This is a genomic window from Nitratireductor indicus C115, assembly GCF_000300515.1.
Lineage (GTDB): Bacteria > Pseudomonadota > Alphaproteobacteria > Rhizobiales > Rhizobiaceae > Nitratireductor > Nitratireductor indicus.
The window spans coordinates 1-752 of the sequence record NZ_AMSI01000064.1 but is presented as its reverse complement, the minus strand read 5'-3'; the positions used below and the strand labels follow the sequence as shown (position 1 = coordinate 752).

The window sequence follows — 752 nt, the reverse complement described above, 5'->3', positions numbered from 1 at the left end:
GCGACAAGCGCCTTGACGTCAGGTGCCGCCCGCTTGCAATAACCGCAGTTGAAGTCGAAGAATTCGACGAGCGTAGCATCCCCGTCCGGGTTTCCTAGGATCACATCGTCGCTCGCTCGGAGCAACGCATCAGTCTCGGCTACTATCGCTTGTGACCTGGCCTCGGCCTGAACTGCTTGGTTCCGCTTCTCAAGCTCCGTAAGTGCTTCCTCGATGATCTCCGGGTTTTGCATGATGTATTCGCGGACGATCTTCTCGACCTCCGCGCGATCGATCGATTGGGCATAGGCCGGCGAGGCCGTTGTTAACACGGCAATGGCGAACCACCTTAGCCGACCAATGCGCGCAGCTTTCATCGTTCCGCTCCTGGCGGGGTGTCAGTCGAACAATCGGCCGAGGAAAGAACCGTGCCCTCGACCATGGTGTCCGCCATGACGATCATGGTCGCGATAGTCGCGGCGGTGATCTTCGCGGCAGTCATTTGATGTATTGCGTGAGGACACTTGCGTACGTCCGCGACCAGATTGCCTCTGGGCGTATTGCACCTCTTCCGCAGCGCTTCGTTCGATTATCTTGTCGAGTTCGCCGCGATCCAGCCACACGCCGCGACATTTCGGGCAGTAGTCGATTTCGATACCCTGACGCTCGCTCATAACGAGGTCGACCCTGCAATGTGGGCAAAGAGCCCCGGTGGCTTTGGTGCCCGATCCTAGCGAGTTGAGAAGCGTTCCTGACATCGCGATATCCAACCT

The 752-nt window shown here is 58.2% G+C and carries 1 protein-coding gene and 1 pseudogene; both read right to left on the bottom strand.

Going from position 1 to position 752, the window contains the following annotated elements:
- A pseudogene (locus NA8A_RS24210) lies at positions 1–356 on the bottom strand (DsbA family protein); the annotation flags it as partial.
- Between the two features lie 21 nt (positions 357–377).
- Positions 378–737, bottom strand: coding sequence for a TFIIB-type zinc ribbon-containing protein (locus NA8A_RS24875; RefSeq protein WP_009453085.1), 360 nt, complete (start codon positions 735–737; stop codon positions 378–380).
- Positions 738–752 lie beyond the last annotated feature (15 nt).